The organism is Neorhizobium alkalisoli (assembly GCF_002968635.1).
Classification (GTDB): Bacteria; Pseudomonadota; Alphaproteobacteria; order Rhizobiales; family Rhizobiaceae; genus Neorhizobium; species Neorhizobium alkalisoli.
Map to the genome: position 1 here is coordinate 355,144 of NZ_PVBN01000005.1, position 24,816 is coordinate 379,959.

Consider the following 24,816-nt stretch of genomic DNA (forward strand, 5'->3'; position numbering starts at 1 on the left):
CCTCAATGCCCCACACGGGAAAGGACATCCGCCTTCAGGAACCGCTCCACGATCAACATGAAAACCAGTGACGGGACGAGCAGCAAGAGGGCGGTGATCGATGCGATCTGGTAGTTGCCGCCGGCACCGGCCGTGTAAAGGAGCAGCGGCAGCATGTTCACGTCCGGCGCGCCGACAAAATAGCTGCCGGTGAATTCATCGAGCGATTCCAGAAAAACAAAGATCGCGCTCGCCATCAGGCCGGGTGCGGCAAGCGGCAGCGTGATGTCCAGAAACGTGCGCATGGCACCGGCGCCGATATTGCGAGCCGCCTGTTCAAGCTCGACGTCGATCGCCGAAAAGGCAGCGGTCGCGATCCAGACGGCATAAACAAGGCCGTGCGATACATGCACCAGCACGACGCCGGGGATCGTGCCATTCAGGCCGATCTCGTAGAAGATCCGGGCGACGTTGACATAGACGGTGAGGTTCGGAAATGCCTGCGGAATGAGGAAGGCAAGCAGGATCAATCCCCTCAGCGGCAATTTAAGCCGTGCCAGTGCATAGCCCGCCGGGATTGCCAGTAACAGCGACACGACCACGGTCAGCAGCGCGACGACAATGGAGTTGGTCAGCGACTCGACCGCTCCTCCGCGCGGCGCGAAGACCTTCGCCCAGGAACTGAAGCCGTATTCCAGCGGCAGGCTGTGGGGAAAGTACCATTTCTCCGCGACCGTCCAGAGCAACAGGTTGAACAGCGGCCCGAAGATGAAGAAAGCCATAAGGCCGAATACCAGGCCGCGCGGCACCCACCAGAGCGCCGCAACGGGATTGCGGGAGGCGTTCATGAGCGCTCCTTGAGGCTGGCACGCAGATAGATCCAAGCAACCGAGGAGGCGAGCAGCAGCGAGATGAGACCGAGCGCATTGGCGACGCCGTAGTCGCCATAGGAATTGACACGGAAGGCGATATCCGCCGTCAGCATGGTGGGCGTCTGCGCATTGATCATGAGCGGCACCGACAGGACCGACATCATGGTGACGAACGAAAGGATGAGCCCGACCGTCAATGTGGTTCCCACCTGGGGTACGACGATTTCGATAAGGACGCGAAGCCGCGAAGCGCCAAGATTGCGTGCGGCATCTATAGTTTCGCGATTGATCGAGGCCATGGCGCCGGCAACAAGCAGCGCCACGAAAGGCGTCTGCTTCCAGACGAAGGCGATCACGATGCCGCGCCAGTCGAGAAAGCTCACCGCATCGATCGGCGTCAGGAGGCCAAGATTGATGGCAACATTGTTCATCATGCCGTTCTTCGAAAGGAAGGTGCGCAGAATCTGTCCGACGACGATGAAGGGGATGAACATCGGCCAGCGGTAGAGCCAGCGCAGGATCGCCACCGCAACCGGGTGCTCTCCGAGGGTCAGATATCCGCCGATGGCGATCGAGGCGATGCCGATCAGCACCGTCGAGATGGAGATGATGACGACGGTGAAGACAATGTCCTTGGTATAGAGATCAAACATCTTTTGGAAATTGCCCCAGCCGAACGCTCCATCCACCTGAAAAGCGCCGACCGCCGACATGATCAGCGGCAGGATGAACAGGAACGCGATCACTGCAAGCGCGGGAAAGACGAGAGTAAGGCCGAGAAGTCGTCTGGACATGGTTCGAGCTCGATGGGCGGATGGGTCGTCTCTTCTCCCCTCGGGAGAAGATGTCCGGCAGGACAGATGAGGGGGCTCGGGGGCAAAACATTGAATGATATGCCTTGCGGCCCCCTCATCCGGCCCGTTGGACCACCTTCTCCCCGAGGGGAGAAGGTGAGATTGCGGCTTATTTCACCGACTTCTCGTAGGCTTCCAAGATCGCAGTATTGTAGGGCGCGATCGGGAAGGGCTTGCCCTTCGCTGCAAGATCAGCCGGCGAGATATCGACGAAGAGCTTATTCCAGGTGGCGTCGTCCAACTCGGCCTTCACTTTGTCCGCGTCGATGCCCGGATACCAGTTGAAACGCTTGACGATGCCCTCGGCCTGGACCTTCGGGCTGGTGGCGAGCGCGATGAACTTTTCCGCCAGATCCTTGTTCGCAGCCTTTTCCGGCACGACATAGTGCATCGGCTGGCCGGGCATGCCGGGAGCCGGGAGGACAAGCTTGAGGGTCGGCGGCAGCTGGCCGTTTGCCTGCCAGGAATAGAACATGTCGACCCAGACCGGACCCATGGCGATTTCGCCGCGGGACAGCAGGTCAAGCGTGCCGGCATTGCCAGGGGTGAGCGTCGCGTTTTTGGTGAAATCGGCGAGGCTCTTGAAGGCCTCATCCCACTTCTTGGTTTCCTCTTCCTTGAACGGGCCGTTCATCAGCGTGTCGGCATCGCCGCCGCCGAAGGCGTAGATCCAGCCCATGACGAACGAGACGCCCGAAGCGCCGCCCTTGATGCCGTTGTAGCCGAACTGCTTCGGATGGGCTTTTGCCCATTCTGCGAGCTCCGCATAGGACTTCGGGGGGGTCGGAACGAGCGTCGGGTTGTAAGCGATTGCCGTCTGGCTGTTGAACATCGGCATGACGTAACCCTCGACATTGGTGCCGAGCGCCATCTTGGCATTGGCCCGGGTGACGAGCTTGCCGGTCTCGATATCACCGCGGTATTTGTCGAGATAGCTCTTGGAGACCATCGGGCCGACGAACTTTTCGTGGACGACAGCAACATCGACATCCCACTTTTCCGCCTTGGCGGAAGCCTGGGCATCGAAGCGCTCGAGGATCTTCTGAGAACCGGCATCACCGGGGCCTGTGCCGACGGCACGGACGGTGTTGCCCGGATAGGTCTTCTCGAACAGCGGACCGAGATACTGGTTGATATAGTCGACCATGTTCTGGTCGCCGGCGGTCGCAACAGTCAGCTCGCCGGCGCGAACCGGAAGCGCCGCCAGCACGACGGCGAAAGCTGCGTAGGACATTCTCTTCATGGGGTTTCTCCGTGAGTTGAGCAGTCTCGTTAAGGCATTAAGGCAGGCAGAATTTTCCCGGTCTAAGCGCCGGGAAATGAGGAGCCGGTTCAGGAAGTCGGCGAATTGAACAGGAACAAGCTTTCGGCCGGCACATGCACGGCAACCCGCATCCCCGGCGAAAAGGCTTGGGGCGCATCGGCCATGATCTCGCGGTCGCCAAGCCGGACCACATGCCGCCAGTGACCGCCCGGATAGGCGACGGCGAGAACTTCGCCACGAAAAGCCACACCGGGCCTGCGGGGAAGAAATTCCTCCTTGGCGAACAGGTGTGCTGCTTCGGGACGAAACCGCGCTTCGACCGCACCCGGCAACAGGTGCCGACCAGCAAGCTGCACCGTCGTCGCTTCGTTCGCAGGGCCTGCCTGCAGCATGAAGGCGTCGCCATCCGGATGACCGTTCAGGGAAAGCACGTTCTCGGCACCCATGAAGGCCGCGACGAAGGCTGAGGCCGGTCGGTTATAGACCTCTTCCGGCGAGCCATGCTGGGCGATGCGGCCGGCATTGAGGATGACGATGCGGTCGGCCATCACCATGGCCTCCTCGCGATCGTGGGTGACGTGGATCGCCGTAATGCCAAGGCGCTTCTGCAGTGCGCGCAGCTCGTGACGTACGGACAGGCGGATGCGAGCGTCGAGGTTCGACAACGGTTCGTCGAGCAGCAGGATTTCCGGATCGATGGCAAGCGCCCGGCCGAGCGCAACGCGCTGCCGCTGGCCGCCGGACAAAGCCTGCGGTTTGCGCGCCTCCAGCCCTTCCAGGCCAAGCATCGCCTGCATGGCGGAAACGCGCGACGCGATCTCCGCCCGCGCGACGCCCTTCAGCTTCAGCCCGTAGCCGATGTTCTGCGCGACCGTCATGTGCGGCCAGAGTGCATAGGACTGGAAAACGAGCGCCATGCCGCGCTTGTCCGGCGGCAGATGGGTCACGTCGCGATGGCGCACCTTCACTTCGCCGGACGAAGGGCTGATGAAGCCGGCCAGCAGGCGCAGAAGCGTGGTCTTGCCGCAGCCCGACGAGCCGAGCAGGGCTACGAACTCGCCTTTGGCGATCGACAGGTCGATATCGCTCAGAACCTGCGTGGAGCCATAACGACTGGCGACCCCGCGCAATTCCAAAAACCCGTCCCGTTCCATCCAGCCCCCTCTTGCACAGCCGTGCAACCTTGCTGGAGGCTTCTTAGGGCCAGAGTTTTACAAGCGGATGACACCGGCTATTTTATATGGAGAAGCGCAAGGATAGTCAGCTCAGACTTCCATGGGCAGTGAAGCTTCGAGGCGGATGAGCGCTTCTGCGAGCTCGTCTGCGCCGGTTGCCACCAAGATAGCACCCGCTTCCTTGAGTACCAGCGCGCGGTCTGGACGCGGATCGGCGGGATCGACAAAACCGATCGCCGTCATGCCAGCCGCCTTCGCCCCCTTGATGCCATGGGCGCTGTCATCGATTACCACGCAATGCGCGGGATCGACCCCGACGGTTTCAGCACAGAAATGGAAGAGATCCGGCGCCGGCTTCGGCCGCTCTACCACATCGGCGCTAAAGACGGACGGGGCGAAGGCGTGCCAAAGATCGAACAGGCCGAGGCTCTTCGCCAGCCGCTCCGTCGAACTGTTGGAGGCAACGCATTTTCGGTGCGGCAGCGACCGGACCAGCTTTTCCATGCCGGGCATCGGCTCCAGCGAGCGGGCGAATTCCGGATAAATATCGAGATGCCAGGCCTCGAAGACCGAATCCAGATTGCCGATGCCGAGCTCTTCCGTGCAGATGCGGCGGATAGCGGTGGCGGAATTGCCGGTGAACCGGACCAGAACCTCTTCGGCGGTGATCGCCGCGCCGGCATCCTGGAGAGCCTTGGCAAGCGTACGGCTGGCGATCGGCTCGCTGTTGATCAGCACGCCGTCACAATCGAAAATCAGAAGATCTATCTGCATGAAGGTCCAATTCAAATGAGGCGTCAAAGCCGATTGACGCCAGCAGCGCCGTCGGCGACGGCAAAACGCTGGAAAACGGCGGCGGCGGAATTCTGCTGTTTGCGGTCGGTTATACCGATGAAATCCACCTCCGCGGAACGCTCGCTGAGACGCACGATGGCGTAACCATGCTTGTCGGAGGCAAACCTGAGATGTGGATTCTCGGCGAGAGCCGTTGAAAGGCTCGCCGCAGACGGAGCATCCGAGGTGATCGAGCCGCAGACGAATTCGCTGGCGACCGGCAGAGCCTTCTCATCGGCGAAATCGCGCTTCACATCGGCAGCATAGAAGGCGTGCAGATCGCCCCCGATGACAAGGGGGTTCGAGGGCGCCGAAGACTGAACGGCACTCAGCAGCCTGCCGCGCGCGGCACGATAGCCGTCCCAGCCGTCAAGATTGTAACCCGTCTCCGGGCCCGCCTTGGTGTCCCGTTCCGAAAGCAGCGTCTGCTGGGCGATGATGTTCCATTTCGCCTGCGAGCCGACAAGCGTCCTGCCAAGCCACTCTTCCTGTGCCGGGCCGAGCATGGTGCGCTCGGGCTGGTCCGCGGCGGCGGAACCCCGGAGCTGCGGCGAGCGGTATTGCCGTGTATCGAGCAGGGTCAAGCCGAGCAGATTGCCAAAGCGGTAGTGATCATAGATGCGGAGCGCGTCGAAGCCGGCAGCGAGCGCCGGCGAGACGGGCATATGCTCGAACCAGGCCTGATAGGCAGCACGGCGACGGGCGAGGAATTCCGCCGGGTTCGGGGCATCCGGCGCGCGATCAGCCGCGTAATTGTTTGTGACCTCGTGATCGTCCCACACCGCGAGCCAGGGGAAAGCGGCATGCGCCGCCTGCAATTGCGGGTCAGCCTTGTAGAGCGCGTAACGATCGCGGAATTCATAGAGAAGCGAAGGCACGCCGGTTTGATGCCGGCGGATAAGCTCGGTACCATAGCTTCGTTCGTAGATGTAGTCACCGAGATGCACGACGAGGTCGAGATCCTTCCCGGCCATGTCGCCATAGGCGCTGTAGAAACCTTGCTCGTACTGCTGGCAGGAAGCGAAGGCAAACCGGAAGGCGTCGGCACGTTCAGGCGCAGTTCGGGTGCGCCCGACGGCGCTTGTCGCGTTCCCGGAGCGGAAGCGGTAGAAATACCAGCGGCCGGGCTCAAGGCCCTTCACTTCCACGTGCACCGAATGCGCGAATTCCGGCACGGCGCGGAAAAGGCCGGATTGGACCGGTTTCGAAAACGCCTCGTCCTCGGCGACCATCCATTCCACGTCCACGGGTTCCGCCACAAGCTTGGGAGCCAGGGCGAATGGATCGGCGGCGGTGGCCGCAGACGTATCGTCCATAATCAGTCGCGTCCAGATGACGACGCTGTCCGCCCTTGGCGAACCGGAGGCGACGCCAAGAGAAAACGGATCAGCCTTGAAGTTTGCTGCACGTGCAAGTCCGAGCGGCCGCCAGACGGCGGCCGCCGCAAGTCCGCCTGCCAGCAGGCTTCGCCGGTCAATGCGCGGCATCGAACAGTCCTTCTCGCGCTTTCACAGCCAGGTCCGGTCGATCGGTGGTGATCTGGCGGATCGGCTGCTTCAGCCAAAACGACAGATCATCCGGCTCGTTCGGCACCCAGACACCCAGCTTTTCCGCCGGTATCAAGGCGGAAAGCAGATCCCATTCCTCGGAGAGCAGCGCCTTCTCGATGGCAAGCACGTCGGACACCTGCAGCATGAACTCGACCGACTGCCTCAGGCCCCGAACCTCGACGGACTTATGATTGAGCGAAGAAAGCCGGCGGATATGCGGTGCCACGTCACCGACTTTCTTCAGGACATCACCGTTAAAGCTCGTCAGGAACGCGCGATCGGCGAGGCCGAAGCGGTCCAGCTCCGCAGCCGCCTTTGCTTCAAGACCGTCGTAGGGCTTGCCGTCGGCATCCGCCTTGAGCTCCACATGCAGTTCGAGGCCGGTCGGCGCGTAGATCTCCAGCACCTCCTCAAGGGTCGGTATGCGTTCACCGGTACCTTTGAGGATGACCGAGCGGTATTCGCCGGCGGCAAGATCAGCCACACGGCCGGACCGCTCCGTCGTGCGATCAAGCGTCGCGTCATGGATGACCAGAAATTCGCCAGCAGCGCTGAGATGCACGTCGAACTCCACGGATTCGACCTCAAGCCCGATGAGGTTGCGGAAGCCTGAGAGACTGTTCTCTGCCCAGAGATTGCGAGCGCCGCGATGGCCGACGATGATCGGAGTGGTCATTGGAAATACCTCTTATTTGCTGGAATCCACCAGGCCCCTGGTGAACCACCGTTGCATCAGGAGAATGACGAGCGCAGGGGGCGCCATAACGAAAAAGGAAGCCGCCATTGCCAGGTGCCAGGCTGGCTGGGCATCGGCCACGGGGATCAGATCCTTCAGTCCGATCATCGCAGTGTACATCTCCTTTTCAGTGGTGAAGAGCAGAGGCCACAGATACTGGTTCCAGCCATAGAGGAAGAGGATGATCGACAGCGCCGCGATATTGGAGCTGGATAGCGGCAGCAGCACGTCGCGGAAGAATTTCAAAGGACCTGCACCATCGAGCTTGGCCGCCTCGCAGAGTTCGTCCGGGACGGTCAGGAAGAATTGGCGAAACAGAAAGGTCGCGGATGCCGAGGCGATCAGGGGCAGGATGAGGCCGCCATAGGTGTTGATCATGTTCCACTGCAGGGCCGCTTCGAGTTGATAGCCGGTCGTGCTGGCGAGGAAACCGGTCAAGCCAATCGCTCCGAAGAAGGAACGAAGCGGCCCTCCAGCATCCGCCACAGCCTCATAGGTCGGGATGATACGCACTTCGACCGGCAGCATCAGCGAGATGAAGATCAGCCAGAAAGCCGTCATGCGGAAAGGAAAGCGGAAATAGGTGACTGCAAAACCGGCAATGACAGAGACAGCCAGCTTGCCGACGACGATGCCGACCGTGACGATAATCGAATTGAGGTAGAGTCGCCCGAAATCGCCTTCCTTCCACGCCGAAACCGTGTTTTCGACGAAATGGTCGCCCGGCACCAGCGGGAACGGTACCTGCTGCACCTCACTGACTGTGAGCGAACCGGCGACAAAGGCGAAGTAGAGTGGCAGGCAGACGACGGCGGCGCCGATCAGAAGCACCACATGGCAGAACAGGGAAAGCCAGATATGCCGTTCGACCATGGTCACACCTGATAGTTGACTTTACGCTCGACGGCGCGGAACTGCAGGACCGTGAAGAGGACGGCAATCGCCATCAGCACCACGGATTGGGCGGCGGAAGAGCCGAGATCGAGCTGGCGGAATCCGTCCTGGTAGACCTTGTAGACCAGCGTGTTGGTGCTGCCGGCCGGGCCGCCATGGGTAATGACGTCGATGATACCGAAGGTCTCGAAGAGACCGTAAACGAAATTCATGACGATCAGGAAGAAGATCGTCGGCGCGGCCATCGGCAGCGTGATCGTCAGGAAACGCCGAATAGGCCCTGCGCCGTCGATTGCGCCTGCCTCGATGACGGAGGCTGGCACCGCGAGAAAGGCCGCGACGAGGAAGATGTAGTCGTAACAGACATGTTTCCAGATTGCCGCCACCGAGACCAGAAGAAGCGCATCGGACGGGCGGCGGTTCGGATCCCAGGCATATCCGAGCTCGTGCAGCATCTGGGCCAGCGGCCCGACGGTCGGGTTGAAGAGAAACGCCCAGAGCACCCCGGAAATCGCCGGCGCGATGGCATAGGGTAAGAGGATGACGCCTTTGTAGATCGCCCGGCCGCGCATCACCTGATCGGTGGCAAACGCGAAGAGGCCGGCGACAAAGAGCGTCACGAAGCATTGGACCGTGGTGAACCATAAGGTCAGCACCGCGCTGTCGCGGTATTCCGGGCTCGAAAACAGCATGGTGAAATTATCAAGGCCGACGAAGATCATCGTCGCCCCGAAGGGATCCACCTGCACGAAAGCGAGCGAAAGCGCCTTCCAGGTGGGAATGAAAAAGAAAAAGAGCAGGATGAGGAGCTGCGGGGCAAGAAGACCCGCTGCCAACCAGGGCCGCCGGAAATGCGAGGCCTTCAACCCAGTTTCCGACGACCCGACGAGCGAACCCAGCTTGAGCCGCAACGGGAAACGAGGGCGCGTCGCCGCGCCCACGTTCAGCCTCATGGCATCACTTGCCGGCATGGAGTTTCTCGTACTGGCGCAGGATTTCGTTGCCGCGCTTGACGGAGCTGTCGAGCGCTTCCTGCGGAGTCTTCTTGCCGGTCCAGACAGCCTGCATTTCCTCAAGCAGGATCGCGGTCGACTGATTGTGGTTGCCGAAGCGGAAGCCACGGGAATTGTCGGTCGGCTCGCCGCGGGAGAGCTGCTCGATAGCAATCTCACGGGTCGGGTGATCCTTGAAATAACCTTCCTGCTTAATCTTCGCATAGGCGGCGTTGGTCACCGGAACATAACCGGTCGCCTTGCTCCACCATTCCTGCACGTTGGGTTGAGCAACATAGTTGAAGAAGGCGGCAACACCTGCCTGAACCTCTTCCGGCTTGCCCTTGATCGCCCAAAGGGCGGCGCCGCCGATCGTGCTGTTCTTCGGCTGGACGCCTTCCTCATGCGGCATGACCGCGGCGCTCCACTTGAACTTGGCATCCGCCTCGACGGCCGAATGGCTGGCTGTGGAATTGATGATCGAGGCGCAGGTGCCCGAGGTGTAGAGGCTGATCGGCGCCACGCCCTGACCGGCGATCTTCAGCACGCCGTCATCGATCCACTTCTTCAGTCGCGCGACCTGCCCGACGACGGAAGTCTTGTTGTAGACGAATTCGGTGTCAAGGCCGCCATAGCCGTTGGCTTTGGTGCCGAAAGGCTGATCGTTGATGGCCGAATAATTCTCGATCAGGCTCCACTGGAAGTCGCCCGGCAATGCCATGGGGCAGTCGGTGACCTTCTTTTCCTTCAGCGCATAGAGCTGCTTTTCAAGCCCCTGCCAGGTATCGGCGGGCGCGTCAAAGCCAGCGGCCTTGAAGGCATCGGCATTGTACCAGAGGATCGGCGTCGAGGAGTTGAAAGGCAGTGCCGCCGGCTTGCCGTTGACAATGTAAAAACCTGCCACCGGCTTTACGAAATCGCTCCAGTCGATCTTATAGCCCTGCTTGGCCATCAATTCATCCGCCGGGATAATGGCGCTGGATTTCAGCATGGTCATGAAGCCGCGCTCCGCCGACTGAAGGATAGCCGGCTGCTGGTTGACGCGGTAGGCGGCGACCATGGCCGCCATCGTCTCTTCGTAATTGCCCTTGAACGTGCCGACAACCTCGTACTTGTCCTGCGACTTGTTGAAGTCGGAGATCAACTGCTGCACGGTTTCGCCAAGCTTGCCGGAAATGGCGTACCACCATTCGATCTTGACGCGTTCCGCCGCTGAAGCACCGGCCGCGCCCATCAGCAACGCACCGGCGGCAAGCAGGCCGGCAACCGATTTCATATATGTCGAAGCCATGTTTCGGATCCTTCTACCGGGTCTTTCTCATGACCCGCCTTGTTTCGGTTCTGGCCATCTCCATCAGTCTGGGTTAGCCATGACATGCACGGGTTACGTTACATATGTTACATCGTTGTGACGTTTGTACAAGCGGGTGATGGGGATATGGAACATCGTGAATTGATGGTGCGGGCTGCCTGGCTCTACCACGTGGAGGGACTTACCCAGCAGCAGATCGCCGAGCGGATGAACATCACACGGCGGCGGGTAAACGAAATCCTGTCGGAAGCGCTGGAAACGGGCGTGGTGCGGATCAGTTTCGATTCCGCGCTCTCGGAAAGCGTCGAGCTGGAGGTGAAGCTGCGCAAGCGCTTTGCGCTCAGGGACGCGGTCGTGGTTCCGACCCCGACCGAGACGGCTCTCCTGCATTCCGTGCTCGGACGGGGCGCCGCCGGCTTCCTCGGCCGGCTGATCCAGACGCAGAAGCCGGCGTCAATCGGCATCGGCTGGGGCTCGACGCTCCGCGAGACGATCCAGCACATGCCGTCGCTCAACGAACCGCAGATCAAGGTGCGCTCGATGATGGGCGGCCTTACCCACGGCTCTGAAATCAACACATTCGAAATCGTCCGCGGTTTCGCCCAGGTGATGAGCGCCCAATGCCGCTATTTCGCAGCGCCGATTTATGCGGAAAGCCCCGAATCACGCGACGCCATCATATCCCAGACGGTCTTTCAGAGGACTTTCAGGCAGATCTGCGAGGTGGACGTGGCCTACTTAAGCGTCGGCGACGTATCGCAGCAATCGCTGCAGGTGCGCTACGGTCTGCCCGAAGGCACGAGCGAGGAAATCCTTCAGAAGGCCGGCGCGGTGGGCGATCTTATGGGCCGGTATCTCAACGCCTCAGGACAAGAAATCGACCACCCACTGAACCGGCAGGTGCTATCGCCGGAACTGGATGACTTCCGTCGCATCGGCTGCCGCATCGTCGCCTCCGGAGGCGCACACAAGCACACGATTCTTCATGCGGTGGCACAAAGCGGCCTTGCCAACGTGCTGATCACCGATGCCGACAGCGCCCGCGCGATCCTTGCCTAGATATTGCGCCGCTTGCCTTCGAGCAGGTCGAGGATGGAGTTGGCGGCATCGAGAACATTGGTGCCCGGGCCGAAAACCGCCGCGACGCCGTGCTCCATGAGGTAATCGTAATCCTGCCGAGGGACGACACCTCCGACGACGACGATGATATTTTCGGCGCCGTTTTGTTTCAGCGCGTTGACGAGCTGCGGCGCCAGCGTCCTGTGACCGGCGGCAAGCGACGACATGCCGACCACCTGCACCTTTTCCTTGATCGCGAGATTGGCTGCCTCTTCAGGCGTCTGGAAGAGCGGACCGGCAAACACGTCGAAACCGATGTCCCCGAAGGCCGAGGCGATCACCTTGGCGCCGCGGTCGTGGCCGTCCTGACCGAGCTTGGCAACCATGACCTTCGGTCTGGCGCCGAGCGTCTGGGAATAGCTGCCAAGACGCGAAACGATTGTCTTATATTCCGGATCGTCCGCATAAGCGGGTCCGTAGATATCGCTGACGACCTCCGGCACAGCCAAGTGACCACCGAAGGCTTGACGCATCGCATCGGAGATTTCGCCGACGGTAGCCCGGGCGCGGGCGGCTTCGATCGCTACTTCCAGCAGGTTTCCCTCCCCGGTCTCAGCGGCCTCTTCCAAGACGGCCAGCGCCGCCGCCACGCGCTTGGGATCGCGCTGGCGGCGCACCTCTTCCAGCCGCTTGATCTGCGCCTTGCGGACCGCAGTGTTGTCGATCGCCAGGATGTCCAGTTCGTCTTCGTTCTCCAGCCGGTATTTGTTGACGCCGACGATGATCTCCTCGCCGCGGTCGACCGCAGCCTGGCGCCGGGTGGCAGCCTCCTCGATCAGCCGCTTCGGCAGACCTTCGGCGACAGCTTTCGTCATGCCCCCCATGGCCTCTACCTCCTCGATCAAAGCCCAGGCCTTTTCCGCCAGTTCATTGGTCAGGCTTTCGACATAGTAGGAGCCGGCCAGCGGATCGACGACCTTGGTGATGCCGGTCTCGTGCTGCAGGATGAGCTGGGTATTGCGGGCGATGCGGGCAGAAAAATCCGTCGGAAGCGCCATTGCCTCGTCCAGCGCATTGGTGTGCAGCGACTGCGTGCCACCGAGAACGGCCGAGAGAGCCTCATAGGCCGTACGAATGACGTTGTTATAAGGATCCTGCTCCTGCAGCGAGACGCCCGACGTCTGGCAATGGGTGCGCAGCATCAGCGACGAGGACTTTTGCGGCTTGAATTCCTCCATGATCCGCGACCAGAGCAGGCGGGCGGCGCGCAACTTGGCAGCTTCCATGAAGAAATTCATGCCGATCGCGAAGAAGAAGGACAGCCGGCCGGCAAACTCATCAACGCTGAGGCCCTTGGCAAGTGCCGCCCGGACATATTCGCGGCCGTCGGCCAGCGTGAAGGCGAGTTCCTGGACGAGCGTCGCACCCGCCTCCTGCATGTGATAGCCGGATATGGAAATCGAATTGAAACGCGGCATTTCCTTCGCCGTGAATTCAATGATATCGGCGACGATCCGCATGGAAGGCTCGGGCGGATAAATGTAGGTGTTGCGGACCATGAACTCCTTCAGGATGTCGTTCTGGATGGTTCCGGAAAGCTCGGCCCGCGAACAGCCCTGCTCCTCGCCGGCAACGATGAAGGAGGCGAGGATCGGGATGACCGCACCGTTCATGGTCATGGAGACAGACATGTCCTTCAGCGGGATGCCGTCGAACAGGATCTTCATATCCTCGACGCTATCGATCGCCACCCCTGCCTTGCCGACATCGCCCTCGACGCGCGGATGATCGGAATCATAGCCACGATGGGTGGCAAGATCGAAGGCCACCGACAGACCCTTCTGGCCAGCGGCGAGGTTGCGGCGATAGAAGGCATTGGAGGCTTCGGCCGTCGAGAAGCCGGCATATTGGCGAATGGTCCAAGGCCTTCCGGCATACATGGTGGCACGGGGCCCACGCACGAACGGTTTGAAGCCCGGCAGCGAGTCCAGATGATTCACGCCCTGAAGATCTTCGGCAGAGTAGAGCGGCTTGACGTCGATGCCTTCGGGCGTGTGCCAGACGAGCGTTTCCGGCGAAGCTTTCAGCTCCTTCTCGGCCAACGCCTCCCAGTCTTTTACCGCCCTTGGGGCCTCAACCGCTTCGACATTTTTTTTCGGCACCGATTCCTCCCGGCATGTGATTGAAACATGCGCATCGTCGCGCTCTTTGCCTAAAACTAGGCCTATAACTAGGATTGCTTGCAACCGTGAGAACCCGCCTCTGCGCGGAATTTCTCAAGATCGATCACCGCGAAAGGCGGAAGCTCGCGAGGTAGCCGCCACAAAGGTCTTCGGCGATCTCCCGTTGATCCGTCGGATATTCGCAAACGACCGTAAATACGCTCTGCGGCGTCTTGGAGACCCGCATGAAGGCGCTTCTGCTGGGACCAGCGACGGCAGCGAAGACAAACTCTTCATCGCCACTCTTTTCAACCTTTAACGGTGGAACCGTTCCTCCCAATTTCGCTGCGGTATCGTGAACCACCGCGACGAGATCCGGTGATTTCGTCTTCTCGTTCATTTCCGTTTCGATGGCGCCGAATTCATAACCGTCGGTGCTCTTGCTGCCCATGCCATGCAGCACCAGCTGGCCGACAGTCGGATCATCGGCGATAATTGTGTAGTCGTTGAAAGGGATTGGCGACCGAATGGAGAAATGTCCCTTCGTGGATGTCGCCGGATAAAAGCCCTCCGCGTCCTTTTCTTCCACCCACTTCCGATGCAGTTCAACCCGCGGTTCTTTTGCTGACGCAAGCGAGGCCGCCGCACAAAGCACGACGGCGCCGGCGACAAGGCGCCAGCCAATGGAACGGGCGGTCGTGAGCAGCGGCTTCATCATTCAAATTCCAGAATCAGCTCGTCCACCGCCAGACTCTGTCCCGTGGTCGCTGCAACGCGTTTCACGACACCTTTCCGCTCAGCCTTCAGGACGTTCTCCATCTTCATCGCTTCGACGGTGGCGAGCGTCTGACCGGCTTCGATCTGATCGCCGGCCTTCACCACTACCGAGGTAATGACGCCAGGCATGGGGCAAAGCAGCATTTTCGAAGTGTCCGGCGGAGCTTTCTTCGGCATCAGGCGGGCAAGCTCCGCAACGCGCGGTGAACGGACACGCACCGTCACATCCATACCGCGCCAGCGCAACCGGATTGCCGATCCGACAAGGTTTACCTTTATCCCCATGCCCTCGCCGTCGAGGTGGAAGACCGCGTGGCTCTGTCCCGGCGACCAGCCGCTCGCAACCGACATTCGCGTAGCATCGGCGAAGATTACGGATGTGCCATCGGTGTTGGTTTCGAGTGTGACGGCCTCTTCAAAGCCGGCCAGCGTCGCCACCCATTCCCTGCCGACCACGCGGCGATGATTGCCTATCGTGCCGGAAATCTCGACGGCGCGCTGCTGAAGAACCTGATTGACAAGGACAGCGACGGCGACAAGTTTCCGGGCCACCGCTTCATCCGGCAAGACACCGGAAAATCCTTCCGGAAACTCTTCGGCGATGTAGGCGGTTGTCAGCCGGCCGGAGCGAAAACGCTCCTGCCCCATAACCGCCGAGAGGAAGGGCAGGTTATGGCCTATGCCCTCCACCTCGAAATCATCGAGCGCGGCGCCCATGGCATCGAGCGCCTTCAACCGATCCGGCGCCCAGGTGCAGAGCTTGGCGATCATCGGATCGTAATACATGGAAATTTCACCGCCTTCGAACACGCCGGTGTCGTTACGGACCACGGTGCCGTTTTCCTGCTTACCTTCCCGAGGCGGGCGGTAACGACTCAGCCGCCCGATCGAGGGCAGGAAGCTGCGATAGGGGTCCTCGGCATATAGCCGGCTTTCGATCGCCCAGCCGTTCAGCTTGATGTCATCCTGCCCGAACGAGAGCTTCTCGCCGGCGGCAACCCGGATCATCTGCTCGACAAGATCGATGCCCGTGATCAATTCGGTGACCGGATGCTCCACCTGCAACCGGGTGTTCATCTCGAGGAAATAGAAATTGCGGCTGCCGTCGACAATGAACTCAACCGTGCCAGCGGAGAAATAACCGACCGCCTCTGAAAGCGCCACGGCCTGTTCGCCCATCGCCCGCCGGGTCGCCTCGTCGAGAAATGGCGATGGCGCCTCCTCGATGACCTTCTGGTTACGCCGCTGGATCGAGCATTCGCGCTCGCCAAGATAGAGTACGTTGCCGTGTTTGTCGCCGAGCACCTGGATTTCGATATGGCGTGGCTCGGTGACGAATTTCTCGATGAAGATGCGATCGTCGCCGAAGGAACTCTTCGCCTCGTTTTTCGAGGACTGAAAACCTTCTCGTGCCTCGATGTCGTTCCAGGCGATACGCATGCCCTTGCCGCCGCCGCCCGCCGACGCCTTGATCATGACAGGATAACCGATGGAAGAGGCAATCCTCACGGCCTCGTCGGCATCCCCGATCAGGCCCATATGGCCAGGCACTGTGGAAACGCCTGCTTCGGCTGCCAGTTTTTTCGAGGTGATCTTGTCGCCCATCGCCCGGATGGCGCCGACAGGCGGACCGATGAAGGCAATGCCCGCCTTTTCCAGAGCTTCCGCAAAGGCCGGGTTTTCCGAGAGGAACCCATAGCCCGGATGCACGGCATCGGCGCCGGTCTGCCTGATGGCCGCAAGGATGTTGTCGATGACGATATAGGACTGAGACGAAGGCGCCGGACCGATATGCATCGCCTCGTCGGCCATCCGCACATGCAGCGCATCGCGATCGGCATCCGAATAGACGGCCACCGTCTTGATGCCCATCTTCCTTGCCGTCTTGATGACCCGGCACGCGATCTCGCCGCGATTGGCAATAAGGATCTTATTGAACATCAAGCGTCCCGTTCTTTTGTAGGAAGGCTAACCATCATCACACCTCGAACACATCTTCGAAGGATTCCGGAAAACTCTGGCGCGCGACCTTCTCGTTGATCTGGAGCAGAGCTTCATAGGATAGCGGATCGAAATCCTTCTCCACCGCCACCACTTCGCGGCCGAACAGAAGGTTGAGGCGGGCAGCGTCGAGATTGCCACGCTCGAAGGGTTCCGGGCCGAAATGGTGCCAGAGCGCATGCAGGAAGGCGGCATCGACCCGGTGTTCCGCCGTGCCGGGGCGGGCACGGCGGGGCAAAGCCTTGACCGGCGTCACCCCTTTCGGATTGGCGCGGCGGATGGTGAACTGGATGCCAGTGCCGGGCATGCCGGACGGGAAGCCCCGGTGTTTCGTCATGTCGGGCAGGTTGGCCATTCCGCTCTCCTCAGGCTATCGCGATCTTGTCCTGCGTCTTCGTTTCGAAGTCGGAGGCATCGTGGCGTTCATGCAGTTGTTCGGACGGATCACCCGATGTGCGGTTGACCATTCGGCCCCGCTTCACTGCCGGTCGAGCGGCGATCTCTGCCGTCCAGCGCTGGACGTTCCTGTAGGTCTGCACGTCGAGGAAGGTGCCGGCATCACCATAAGCCTGTCCGAGCGCCAAATTTCCATACCAGGGCCAGATAGCCATGTCGGCGATCGTATATTCGTTCCCGGCCATGAACTTGTTGTCGGCGAGATGCCGGTCAAGCACGTCGAGCTGACGTTTCACCTCCATCGCATAGCGGTCGATCGCGTATTTGATCTTCATCGGCGCGTAGGCGTAGAAGTGGCCAAAACCGCCGCCAAGGAAGGGTGCTGAACCCATCTGCCAGAAAAGCCAGTTGAAGGTTTCGGTGCGTGCTTTGAGGTCGGTCGGCAGGAAGGCGCCGAATTTTTCCGCCAGATAGACGAGGATGGAGGCGGACTCGAAGACACGCAGCGGCTCGGCGCCGCCCTTCGGCGCGCGATCCAGCAGCGCCGGAATCTTGGAATTGGGATTGACCTCGACAAAGCCGGAGCCAAACTGGTCGCCCTCCCCGATCCTGATCAGCCAGGCATCGTATTCGGCGCCGGTGTGGCCGGCAGCCAGCAATTCCTCGAGCATGATCGTGACTTTTACGCCGTTCGGGGTGCCGAGCGAATAAAGCTGCAACGGGTGCTTCCCGACCGGCAGGACCTTTTCGTGTGTCGGGCCGGCGATCGGACGGTTGATATTGGCGAACGCGCCGCCATTGCCCTGTTCCCAGGTCCATACCTTCGAAGGCTCGTAGCCGGCGGGGAAATTGTCGGCGGGTGATTTTTCGGTCATCAAAATCTATCCTTGTTTCTCTGACGGGCCTCGCATTCGGCGAGCGCTACGCGGTCAATATAGGCACTGTCTGAGCGCTTTGCCGCCCTTCAAAGCGGGATTGTGTCGTGCTTTTTCCAGTGCGTCGCGACCTGCTTGTTGCGCAGCGAGGCAAAGGCCCGGGCGATGCGGCGGCGAGACGAATGCGGCATGATCACCTCGTCTATGAAGCCGCGTTCGGCGGCCACGAAGGGGTTTGCAAATCGTTCCTCGTATTCCTTCGTGCGCGCGCCAATCTTCTCCGGGTCGGAAAGCTCGGAGCGGTAGAGGATTTCGGTCGCGCCTTTCGCTCCCATCACCGCAATCTCGGCGGTCGGCCAGGCATAGTTGATGTCGGCACCGATATGCTTGGACGCCATCACGTCATAAGCGCCGCCATAGGCCTTGCGGGTGATCAGCGTCACCATCGGAACGGTGGCTTCCGAATAGGCGAACAGCAACTTGGCGCCGTGCTTGATGACACCGCCATATTCCTGCGCCACGCCGGGCAGGAAACCCGGCACGTCGACCAGGGTCAGGATCGGGATCGAGAAAGCATCGCAGAAGCGCACGAAACGAGCCGCCTTGCGCGAACTGTCGATATCCAGGCAGCCGGCAAGCACCATCGGCTGGTTGGCGACGACGCCGACCGTCTGGCCCTCGATACGGATGAAGCCGGTGATGATGTTGCGGGCAAAGGCCTCCTGGATCTCGAAGAAATCGCCCTCGTCGGCAACCGCCAGGATCAGTTCCTTCATGTCGTAAGGCTTGGCGGCGCTATCGGGAATGAGACTGTCCAGCCGGTCTTCGATGCGGGCAGGATCATCGTGGAAGGGACGAACAGGTGGCTTCTCGCGGTTGTTGAGCGGCAGGAAATCGAAGAGCTGCCGCACCGCTTCCAGGGCTTCGATGTCGTTTTCGAAGGCGGCATCGGCGACCGACGATTTCTTCGTATGGGTACCGGCCCCGCCAAGTTCTTCCGCAGTGACGATCTCGTTGGTGACGGTCTTCACCACATCAGGGCCGGTGACGAACATGTAGGAACTATCGCGCACCATGAAAATAAAGTCGGTCATGGCCGGCGAATAAACAGCACCGCCGGCACAGGGGCCCATGATGACCGAAACCTGCGGGATGACGCCCGACGCCTCAGCATTTCGGCGGAATACTTCCGCGTAGCCGGCTAGCGAAGAAACCCCTTCCTGGATACGGGCGCCGCCGGAATCATTGAGGCCGATCACCGGCGCCCCGACACGCACCGCCATATCCATGATCTTGCAGATCTTCTGCGCATGCGTTTCCGAGAGGGAGCCCCCGAGCACGGTAAAATCCTGGGAAAAGACATAAACCTGGCGGCCGTTGATCGTGCCCCAGCCGGTGACGACGCCGTCGCCCGCGACCTTCTGCTCGGCCATGCCGAAATCCACCGCGCGGTGAGTGACATACATGTCGAACTCCTCGAAGGAGCCTTCGTCGAGTAGCACTTCGATGCGCTCGCGCGCCGTCAGCTTGCCCTTGGCATGCTGTGCCTCGATACGTCTTTCGCCCCCGCCGAGCCGTGCCTCCGCCCGACGTCTCTCAACCTCACCCAAAACTGCGCGCATGATCACTCCCGGATGCTTCGATTTTTTCTTATTCCGTCGCCGTGCTTGAGAAAACCATTGAACACGTGCGTTTGTGAAATTATAAAATCGCAAACCTCAAATTGCGAATTTGCGAACATGGCGATCGGAAAGCTCTTCATCGGCCGGAAGGTAAGGGAATTGCGGGCCGCGAGCAATGCGACCCAGAGCCAGTTCGCCGAGCGCATCGGCATCTCAACCAGCTATCTGAACCAGATCGAGAACAATCAGCGACCGGTTTCGGCGACCGTGCTTCTGGCACTCGCCGACAAGTTCCAGCTCGACATTGCCGAACTGTCGACAGGGGAAACGGACCGGCTCCTCTCGGCGCTCGCCGAGGCGCTGTCCGACCCGCTGTTCGAGGCGTATGCGCCAAGCCTTCAGGAGCTGAAGCTGGTGACCCAGAACGCGCCAGGACTGGCGCATGCGCTGATCACCTGCCATCAGGCCTACCGCCGCAACGGCGAGCAGCTCGCCAGCATGGACGACAGGCTGGGGCGGTCGGCGGCAGCCGAAACCACATCCTATGACGAGGTGCGGGATTTCTTTCATTTCGTCGACAATTACCTCCATGATCTCGACACGGCCGCGGAGAAGCTGGCACACGACCTCGGCCTGCCGACCGCGGACAGCCACCCAATTTTGACGGCTTACCTAGAAAAGCAGTTCGGCGTGCGTGTCGTGCTCGGGCCGATGGCGACCCACGCTATCCGGCAATACGAACCCGCTTCCCGCGTGCTGACCTTGAACCCTTATGCGCCTGCGCATACGCGGGTCTTTCAGACGGCGGTGGAGATTGCCCAGCTTCATGCCGGCGCGCTTGCCGACACGATCGCCCGCAATGCCGGTTTCAGGACCGAGGAAGCGGTGGACATCTGCCGCATCGGCCTTCACAATTATTTTGCCGGCGCGCTTTTGATGCCTTATCAGGCCTTCCTGAAGGCGGCGCGGGAGCTTCGGCACGATATCGAGCTTTTGGCGGCACGCTTCGGCGCGTCGCTGGAGCAGGTCTGCCACCGGCTTTCCACCCTTCAGCGCCCCGGCCTCAAGGGTGTACCGATGTTCTTCGCCCGGATCGACCGCGCCGGCAACATCACCAAGCGGCACAGCGCGACCAAACTGCAATTCGCACGCTTCGGCGCAGCCTGTCCGCTCTGGAACGCGCATCAGGCCTTCGAAACGCCGGGACGCATCATCCGCCAGCTTGCCGAAACGCCGGACGGGGTACGCTATCTTTGTCTTGCCATGCAGGTGAGCAAGGGCATCGGCGGCTTCAGAACGCACCAGCCGGTTTTTGCGCTGGCGCTTGGCTGCGAGATCTCCTACGCGGAAGCCTTCGTCTATGCCGACGGACTGAATCTCACGGATCGCGGGGGTTTCGACTCGATCGGTATATCCTGCCGCATCTGCGAGCGGCCGAACTGCACAAGCCGAGCCGTGCCACCCTTCCGCCGCAAAATCTCGGTGGACCACAACATGCGCGAAACCACGCCCTACAAACTCTGGTAGTTGCCAGAGTTTGAGGCTCCCGCGGGGGAGCAAACCTACTTCCATCAAAAAGCTCAGAGCACCGGTCGGGCGGTGTTTCGAGTATCCGATTTTATGTCATTGGGCGTGCTGTCCGCCCGGACGGGCAACATCCTTCAGACTGGCGCCGGCGGCGGCAGCCTCGACCAGAGCGGCATCACCGAGCGAGACGATGCCAGTAAGGCGCTTGTCGCGGTTAACGACCGGAAGACGGCGCACCTGTACCCGGCCCATGTTCTGGGCGACGTCATCTATATCCTCGTCCTCGAAGCAATATTTGACATCCTGCGTCATCACCTCACGCACCTTGGCATCACCACCGAGACCATCGGCAAGGCCGCGCACCACCAGATCGCGGTCGGTGATGGTGCCCACCAAGCGGTCGCCCTCGCCTACGGGCATGAAGCCGATCTGTTCGTCGGCCATGAGCTTCGCCACCTCCGCGATCGTGTGCTGCGGGCTGGCGATCTTGACGTCGCGGGACATGATATCTGAAACTTTCATCGTTCTTCCTCCTGCTTCCGGTGAGATCCACGAACCTCGGACAGCGCTGTTGACCTGCCTCCGCCAAAGCGCGTCCGTGACCCACCGAACTTGGGAGCAGGCCTACTGTTCCCGGCCAAGCCGGCCGTATTTTCGGGTCAACTGTCCTCGGCGCTCGATTGGCGCTGCTCTTCCACGAGGATGCCCCAGGCTGCGATGAACAGAGCTGCAATCAGCGGCCCGATGACGAAACCGTTGATCCCGATCAGCGAAATACCGCCGACGGTGGAAATCAGCACGACATAGTCCGGCAGCTTGGTCTCCTTCCCCACCAAGGGCGGCCGCAGAAGATTGTCGACCAGACCGATGACCAGCACTCCGATCGCTACTAGAATGACAGCCTTGAGCCAAAACCCCGCGAGAGCGAGGTAAATGGCCGTCGGTATCCAGACCAAAGCGGCGCCGACGGCCGGAAGCAGGGACAGGAAGCTCATCAGCACGCCCCAGAGCAATGCAGGTTCGACCCCCAGCGCCCAGAAGGCGACACCGCCGATCGACCCCTGGATCAGCGCGATGATGACATTGCCCCGAACGGTCGCCCGGATCACCGAAGTGAATTTGGCGCTGAACCGCCGCGTATGCGCGTCGCTCAACGGCAGCGCGGTTCGGACGTCGCGGGCCAGCGAACGGCCATCCCGAAACAGGAAGAACAGCAGGTACAGCATAACACCGAAAGCGACGAAGAATTGCAACGTGTTCTGCCCGAGGCTCAGGGCACGGCCGGCAAAAAAGCTGCCACCCTGCATGAGGGCGCCGGATACCCGATCCCGCAATTCAGCGAAACCCGTGAGCTCCAACGTCCGGATCCGGTCCTGCAGGAACACGGGCAGCGCGTCTTGAAGCTGCTGGAGAAGCCGCCGGACGTCGATCTCGCCGTTGTCGATCCGTTGGTAAAGACTGTTGCCCTGCTGAATGAGGGAACTGAGGATGATCAGGCCGGGTATGATGACGAGGCAAAGGCAGACCAGAACGGAAAGCCCCGCCGCGATATTCGGATGACGCCCTCCCAGTCCCGCCTCCAGTTTCGCATGAAGCGGGAAGAAGATGATCGCCAGGACCACAGCCCAGAATATCGCGGAATAGAAAGGCAGTACAACGGCGATGAAAGCCATGCTCACAAACACGAGGAGCACATAGAAACTGATACGCTGGACAGGCATGCAATCTCTTCCGTTTCGGATAGTCCGTGCCGGATCGTAGCACAGATATCTTTACGCACATGCGGCTGATCCGGAATTCCTGCAACCGCGAGCGGTCACCCTTGTGCACGACAGGTCGTCCCACAACCGCCTGATGCACGAAACGGCCGCGGCGGATCAACCGGCGGCGGTGATCTCGATGGACAGCCCTGCAGACCGCTCCTCTCCCGGCTGCAGGACAAAAAGGCCGGCGGCGGTTTGCAATTCCGGAGGAAAACCGAAAACGCCCGCGACATGCGACACCGGTTCCATGCAGAGATACGCAGGCATGCGATGCACCACGAGATGCGGCAGCGCCGGGCTGGCAGTCAGGATGATGCGGGCTCCATCGTTCAAGGCAGCCGTGGCATGGTGCCATTTTGAAAGGAAGATGGTGAAGCCCTCATCCGGGAGGAGCCTATCTTCGCGTTGTACTGGCGGCGCGCCGACGGGAATACCCGTTGAGCCGACGGGCCAGATCTTTCCGGCATCTGTTAATGCGGCCTGCTTGAAATCGGCTGCGAAATAAGGGTGCCAGCCGAAGCCGCCGGGCATGGAAGTTTGACCGGTGTTCGCAAGAGACAATTCGACGTCCAAGCGATCAGCGGTAAGGGTAAAGCGCTGAACAGCGCGGAAATTGAAAGGCCAGTCGGCATTGGCAGCATAGTCGACATCGAGTTCGATGCTGTCGCTTTTGTGGGATACGACATGCCATGGCCGACGATGAGCGGGGCCATGTTGAGCATCCGGCACGAGCGAGGGATGCGGCAGCACCTCATAGCGCTTTCCCTCATGCTCGAAGGCTGCGCCGATCAGCCGGTTGTGATAGGGAAAGAGCGGGTAGGCGCCGGCCTTCGGCCAGTTCAGCGGATCGAATTCCGCGCTTGCCGTGGGCACCAGGATATTGCCGAGCCGGTCATGGACGAGATGCGTCATCCGCCCGCCGTTTTTAGGCAGGAAGCGGGCCTCGATCGGCCCGCTTCGGATTTTGAACCAATCAGGCGAAGGCATAGGATCCGTCCGGCCGCTTCGGCACACGCCGCTGCCAATGGATGTAGCCGTCCTCCTGCATGGCCTTTTCGTCCATCTCGACGCCCCAACCCGGACGATCCGGCCTCAGCTCGAGATAGCCGTCCTTGGGCAGGTAAGGATCGACAACATAGCGGGTCGTGTCTTCCCGTTTCTCAACCTCGGTTCCACCGTAGACGTAAGCCTGACCGGTCGGCAGTCGGTATTCGAGAATCTTGAAGTTCTGCTGCGCCGCCGAGAAATGCACGTTGACGGCAGTAGCGAGCGGGCCCATCGGATTGTGCGGGGCCACGCCTACGTAAAAGGCTTCCGCCAGCGTTGCAATCCGCCGCATCTCCGACAATCCACCGACGACGCAGATATCCGGCTGGATCAGATCGGCGCCCTTTACCTGCAGGAGCCGCAGGAATTCGTAGCGGCTGTAGAGCGACTCGCCGGTGGCGAGGGTGCAGTTCAGCCCCTGCTTCAGATCACCCCAGGCTTCAATGTTTTCCGGCCGGAGCGGCTCTTCGAAGAAGAGCGGATCATAGGGAGCCAGCGCGTTGCCGAGCTGGCGGGCGGCTGCGGGCTCGTAGATCTTCGCATGCGCATCGAAGGCAATCTCGTAGTCATCCCGGATCGTTTCCCGCAGCGAGCGGAAATAGTCGGCGGAGGCCTTGACGACATTGCCCCAGCGGTTGGCATGCATGTCGATGCGCCAAGGGCTGAGCTTGAAGGCGGTGAAGCCCCAACCCTCGTTCAGCCTGTCCAGCTCCTCCTTCGCCGCCGGCGCGTCGGGCGCCGTGTAGACGCCGGCATAGACCTTGACACGGTCGCGCACCTCGCCGCCAAGCAGCTTATAGACCGGCACACCGGCGGCCTTGGCGGCAAGATCCCAGAGGCAATGATCCAACCCGGAAATTGCCGCCAGCCCCATTGCCCCGGGCGGAAAGCGGCTCTGCTGGATCATCAGATTGACGAGGAAGTCCACCCGCGTCGGATCCTGTCCGGCAATGAAGCCGTAGAGGTAGTCGAGTAGCGGCGGCAGCGCCTTGTCCGGACCATGGTTATAGCACTCGCCCCAACCCGTCAGGCCATCATCGGTGTCGAGAGCAACGATGACGCGCGGGCGATCCTTGTCGCGGGTCATGAAAACCCGCATGCGGTCGATTTTCATTGTCTTAAGCT

The 24,816-nt window shown here is 60.9% G+C and carries 22 protein-coding genes; 2 read left to right on the plus strand and 20 right to left on the minus strand.

Features of this window, described 5'->3' with window-relative positions; genetic code table 11:
- Nucleotides 1-2: 2 nt before the first annotated feature.
- The 10 genes from C5L13_RS14115 to C5L13_RS14160 all read right to left on the minus strand — a co-directional run bounded on the left by C5L13_RS14115 (nucleotide 3) and on the right by C5L13_RS14160 (nucleotide 10,441).
- Nucleotides 3-827: an ABC transporter permease gene (locus C5L13_RS14115; RefSeq protein WP_105383912.1), complete on the minus strand. Its 825-nt coding sequence runs from the start codon at nucleotides 825-827 to the stop codon at nucleotides 3-5.
- Complete coding sequence (locus C5L13_RS14120) at nucleotides 824-1,645, minus strand: ABC transporter permease (protein WP_105383913.1); 822 nt, start codon at nucleotides 1,643-1,645, stop codon at nucleotides 824-826. The genes C5L13_RS14115 and C5L13_RS14120 overlap by 4 nt, the downstream gene beginning before the upstream one ends.
- A 169-nt stretch (nucleotides 1,646-1,814) precedes the next feature.
- Nucleotides 1,815-2,948, minus strand: coding sequence for an ABC transporter substrate-binding protein (locus C5L13_RS14125; protein ID WP_205836836.1), 1,134 nt, complete (start codon nucleotides 2,946-2,948; stop codon nucleotides 1,815-1,817).
- Between the two features lie 89 nt (nucleotides 2,949-3,037).
- Complete coding sequence (locus tag C5L13_RS14130) at nucleotides 3,038-4,123, minus strand: ABC transporter ATP-binding protein (RefSeq protein WP_105383914.1); 1,086 nt, start codon at nucleotides 4,121-4,123, stop codon at nucleotides 3,038-3,040.
- A gap of 111 nt (nucleotides 4,124-4,234) precedes the next feature.
- Nucleotides 4,235-4,918, minus strand: a complete 684-nt coding sequence (locus C5L13_RS14135; RefSeq protein WP_105383915.1) for an HAD family hydrolase — start codon at nucleotides 4,916-4,918, stop codon at nucleotides 4,235-4,237.
- Between the two features lie 23 nt (nucleotides 4,919-4,941).
- Complete coding sequence (locus C5L13_RS14140; RefSeq protein WP_105383916.1) at nucleotides 4,942-6,465, minus strand: alkaline phosphatase D family protein; 1,524 nt, start codon at nucleotides 6,463-6,465, stop codon at nucleotides 4,942-4,944.
- Nucleotides 6,452-7,204 carry a glycerophosphodiester phosphodiesterase family protein gene (locus C5L13_RS14145; RefSeq protein ID WP_105383917.1) on the minus strand — a complete coding sequence of 251 codons (753 nt, stop codon included), beginning with the start codon at nucleotides 7,202-7,204 and terminating at the stop codon, nucleotides 6,452-6,454. Before C5L13_RS14145 ends, C5L13_RS14140 begins: the two co-directional genes overlap by 14 nt.
- Nucleotides 7,205-7,216: 12 nt before the next feature.
- Nucleotides 7,217-8,137: an ABC transporter permease subunit gene (locus C5L13_RS14150; RefSeq protein ID WP_105383918.1), complete on the minus strand. Its 921-nt coding sequence runs from the start codon at nucleotides 8,135-8,137 to the stop codon at nucleotides 7,217-7,219.
- Between the two features lie 2 nt (nucleotides 8,138-8,139).
- Entirely contained in the window at nucleotides 8,140-9,129 is a 990-nt protein-coding gene (locus C5L13_RS14155; protein WP_105383919.1) for an ABC transporter permease, read from the minus strand.
- Nucleotides 9,116-10,441 carry an extracellular solute-binding protein gene (locus C5L13_RS14160; RefSeq protein WP_105383920.1) on the minus strand — a complete coding sequence of 442 codons (1,326 nt, stop codon included), beginning with the start codon at nucleotides 10,439-10,441 and terminating at the stop codon, nucleotides 9,116-9,118. Before C5L13_RS14160 ends, C5L13_RS14155 begins: the two co-directional genes overlap by 14 nt.
- A 147-nt stretch (nucleotides 10,442-10,588) precedes the next feature.
- On the opposite strand from C5L13_RS14160, the gene C5L13_RS14165 reads away from it, so the two are divergent.
- A complete protein-coding gene (locus C5L13_RS14165) occupies nucleotides 10,589-11,521 on the plus strand; it encodes a sugar-binding transcriptional regulator (protein ID WP_105383921.1) in 933 nt (310 codons plus the stop codon).
- Here the strand turns inward: C5L13_RS14165 and scpA are convergent.
- From scpA to C5L13_RS14195, 6 genes are all read right to left on the minus strand, one after another.
- On the minus strand, nucleotides 11,518-13,683 hold the full coding sequence (gene scpA / locus C5L13_RS14170) for a methylmalonyl-CoA mutase (RefSeq protein ID WP_105383922.1): 2,166 nt from the start codon (nucleotides 13,681-13,683) through the stop codon (nucleotides 11,518-11,520). The two genes, C5L13_RS14165 and scpA, sit on opposite strands and share 4 nt — an antisense overlap.
- 124 nt (nucleotides 13,684-13,807) lie before the next feature.
- Nucleotides 13,808-14,401, minus strand: a complete 594-nt coding sequence (locus C5L13_RS14175) for a hypothetical protein (protein WP_105383923.1) — start codon at nucleotides 14,399-14,401, stop codon at nucleotides 13,808-13,810.
- Nucleotides 14,398-16,401: an acetyl-CoA carboxylase biotin carboxylase subunit gene (locus C5L13_RS14180; protein WP_105383924.1), complete on the minus strand. Its 2,004-nt coding sequence runs from the start codon at nucleotides 16,399-16,401 to the stop codon at nucleotides 14,398-14,400. The genes C5L13_RS14175 and C5L13_RS14180 overlap by 4 nt, the downstream gene beginning before the upstream one ends.
- A 37-nt stretch (nucleotides 16,402-16,438) precedes the next feature.
- On the minus strand, nucleotides 16,439-16,816 hold the full coding sequence (locus C5L13_RS14185) for a hypothetical protein (protein ID WP_105383925.1): 378 nt from the start codon (nucleotides 16,814-16,816) through the stop codon (nucleotides 16,439-16,441).
- 10 nt (nucleotides 16,817-16,826) lie between these two features.
- Nucleotides 16,827-17,732 (minus strand): glutathione-dependent disulfide-bond oxidoreductase, encoded by a 906-nt coding sequence (yghU, locus tag C5L13_RS14190; RefSeq protein ID WP_105383926.1) that lies wholly within the window; start codon nucleotides 17,730-17,732, stop codon nucleotides 16,827-16,829.
- An 89-nt stretch (nucleotides 17,733-17,821) separates the two neighbouring features.
- Nucleotides 17,822-19,354, minus strand: coding sequence for an acyl-CoA carboxylase subunit beta (locus C5L13_RS14195; RefSeq protein WP_105383927.1), 1,533 nt, complete (start codon nucleotides 19,352-19,354; stop codon nucleotides 17,822-17,824).
- Between the two features lie 117 nt (nucleotides 19,355-19,471).
- On the opposite strand from C5L13_RS14195, the gene C5L13_RS14200 reads away from it, so the two are divergent.
- Complete coding sequence (locus C5L13_RS14200; protein ID WP_105383928.1) at nucleotides 19,472-20,881, plus strand: helix-turn-helix domain-containing protein; 1,410 nt, start codon at nucleotides 19,472-19,474, stop codon at nucleotides 20,879-20,881.
- 96 nt (nucleotides 20,882-20,977) lie between these two features.
- Here the strand turns inward: C5L13_RS14200 and C5L13_RS14205 are convergent, their stop codons facing one another.
- The 4 genes from C5L13_RS14205 to C5L13_RS14220 form a co-directional block, all read right to left on the minus strand.
- Nucleotides 20,978-21,403: a CBS domain-containing protein gene (locus tag C5L13_RS14205; protein WP_105383929.1), complete on the minus strand. Its 426-nt coding sequence runs from the start codon at nucleotides 21,401-21,403 to the stop codon at nucleotides 20,978-20,980.
- 137 nt (nucleotides 21,404-21,540) lie between these two features.
- Nucleotides 21,541-22,602 (minus strand): AI-2E family transporter, encoded by a 1,062-nt coding sequence (locus C5L13_RS14210; protein WP_105383930.1) that lies wholly within the window; start codon nucleotides 22,600-22,602, stop codon nucleotides 21,541-21,543.
- A gap of 156 nt (nucleotides 22,603-22,758) precedes the next feature.
- A complete protein-coding gene (locus C5L13_RS14215) occupies nucleotides 22,759-23,631 on the minus strand; it encodes an aldose epimerase family protein (protein WP_105383931.1) in 873 nt (290 codons plus the stop codon).
- Nucleotides 23,618-24,805, minus strand: a complete 1,188-nt coding sequence (locus C5L13_RS14220) for a galactarate dehydratase (RefSeq protein ID WP_105383932.1) — start codon at nucleotides 24,803-24,805, stop codon at nucleotides 23,618-23,620. Before C5L13_RS14220 ends, C5L13_RS14215 begins: the two co-directional genes overlap by 14 nt.
- Between the last annotated feature and the right edge of the window lie 11 nt (nucleotides 24,806-24,816).

Bases quoted from the DNA above. Each gene is read 5' to 3' on its own strand.
- C5L13_RS14115 (WP_105383912.1), bottom strand. From the start codon at position 827: ATGAACGCCTCCCGCAATCCCGTTGCGGCGCTCTGGTGGGTGCCGCGC.
- C5L13_RS14120 (WP_105383913.1), bottom strand. From the start codon at position 1,645: ATGTCCAGACGACTTCTCGGCCTTACTCTCGTCTTTCCCGCGCTTGCA.
- C5L13_RS14125 (WP_205836836.1), bottom strand. From the start codon at position 2,948: ATGAAGAGAATGTCCTACGCAGCTTTCGCCGTCGTGCTGGCGGCGCTT.
- C5L13_RS14130 (WP_105383914.1), bottom strand. From the start codon at position 4,123: ATGGAACGGGACGGGTTTTTGGAATTGCGCGGGGTCGCCAGTCGTTAT.
- C5L13_RS14135 (WP_105383915.1), bottom strand. From the start codon at position 4,918: ATGCAGATAGATCTTCTGATTTTCGATTGTGACGGCGTGCTGATCAAC.
- C5L13_RS14140 (WP_105383916.1), bottom strand. From the start codon at position 6,465: ATGCCGCGCATTGACCGGCGAAGCCTGCTGGCAGGCGGACTTGCGGCG.
- C5L13_RS14145 (WP_105383917.1), bottom strand. From the start codon at position 7,204: ATGACCACTCCGATCATCGTCGGCCATCGCGGCGCTCGCAATCTCTGG.
- C5L13_RS14150 (WP_105383918.1), bottom strand. From the start codon at position 8,137: ATGGTCGAACGGCATATCTGGCTTTCCCTGTTCTGCCATGTGGTGCTT.
- C5L13_RS14155 (WP_105383919.1), bottom strand. From the start codon at position 9,129: ATGCCGGCAAGTGATGCCATGAGGCTGAACGTGGGCGCGGCGACGCGC.
- C5L13_RS14160 (WP_105383920.1), bottom strand. From the start codon at position 10,441: ATGGCTTCGACATATATGAAATCGGTTGCCGGCCTGCTTGCCGCCGGT.
- C5L13_RS14165 (WP_105383921.1), top strand. From the start codon at position 10,589: ATGGAACATCGTGAATTGATGGTGCGGGCTGCCTGGCTCTACCACGTG.
- C5L13_RS14175 (WP_105383923.1), bottom strand. From the start codon at position 14,401: ATGATGAAGCCGCTGCTCACGACCGCCCGTTCCATTGGCTGGCGCCTT.
- C5L13_RS14180 (WP_105383924.1), bottom strand. From the start codon at position 16,401: ATGTTCAATAAGATCCTTATTGCCAATCGCGGCGAGATCGCGTGCCGG.
- C5L13_RS14185 (WP_105383925.1), bottom strand. From the start codon at position 16,816: ATGGCCAACCTGCCCGACATGACGAAACACCGGGGCTTCCCGTCCGGC.
- yghU (WP_105383926.1), bottom strand. From the start codon at position 17,732: ATGACCGAAAAATCACCCGCCGACAATTTCCCCGCCGGCTACGAGCCT.
- C5L13_RS14195 (WP_105383927.1), bottom strand. From the start codon at position 19,354: ATGCGCGCAGTTTTGGGTGAGGTTGAGAGACGTCGGGCGGAGGCACGG.
- C5L13_RS14200 (WP_105383928.1), top strand. From the start codon at position 19,472: ATGGCGATCGGAAAGCTCTTCATCGGCCGGAAGGTAAGGGAATTGCGG.
- C5L13_RS14205 (WP_105383929.1), bottom strand. From the start codon at position 21,403: ATGAAAGTTTCAGATATCATGTCCCGCGACGTCAAGATCGCCAGCCCG.
- C5L13_RS14210 (WP_105383930.1), bottom strand. From the start codon at position 22,602: ATGCCTGTCCAGCGTATCAGTTTCTATGTGCTCCTCGTGTTTGTGAGC.
- C5L13_RS14215 (WP_105383931.1), bottom strand. From the start codon at position 23,631: ATGCCTTCGCCTGATTGGTTCAAAATCCGAAGCGGGCCGATCGAGGCC.
- C5L13_RS14220 (WP_105383932.1), bottom strand. From the start codon at position 24,805: ATGAAAATCGACCGCATGCGGGTTTTCATGACCCGCGACAAGGATCGC.